Origin of the sequence: Aeromonas sp. HMWF015 (assembly GCF_963878965.1) — a bacterium.
In the GTDB taxonomy this organism is placed as follows: domain Bacteria; phylum Pseudomonadota; class Gammaproteobacteria; order Enterobacterales; family Aeromonadaceae; genus Aeromonas; species Aeromonas veronii.
In genome coordinates, this window is the sequence record NZ_CAWNZT010000155.1 from 1 (window position 1) to 422 (window position 422).

At 65.4% G+C, this 422-nt stretch carries 1 protein-coding gene; it reads left to right on the plus strand.

The genetic code is table 11. The features are described 5' to 3' along the window. On the plus strand, positions 1–422 hold a 422-nt coding region (locus tag AACS18_RS07825; protein WP_445206796.1), incomplete at both ends, for an ABC transporter permease subunit.

Genomic DNA, 422 nt, shown 5'->3' on the forward strand with positions numbered 1-422 from the left:
CCATCACCCACCGTGGTGATCAGGTGGTGAGCGGCATGGCCATCAACATTCTGGCGGCCGGTCTGACCGTCACCCTGGGCCGTTACTGGTTCGATCAGGGTGGCCAGACCCCGGCACTGTCCGGTGATGCCCGGTTCGCCCCCATCGAGTTCCCCTATGCCAAGGAGCTCTATGATGTGCCGGTGATCGGCCAGCTCTACAGCGAGCTCTTGAGTGGCCACTCCCTGCTGGAGTACGTGGCGTTTGCCTGCGTCCCGCTGGCCTGGTGGGTGATGTTTCGCACCCGCTTCGGTCTGCGTCTGCGGGCGGTGGGCGAGGCTCCGGCAGCGGTCGATACCGCCGGTATTTCGGTGGTGCGGATGCGCTACACAGCGCTGATCATCGGCGGCTTGCTGGCGGGTATCGGCGGCACCTATCTGGCG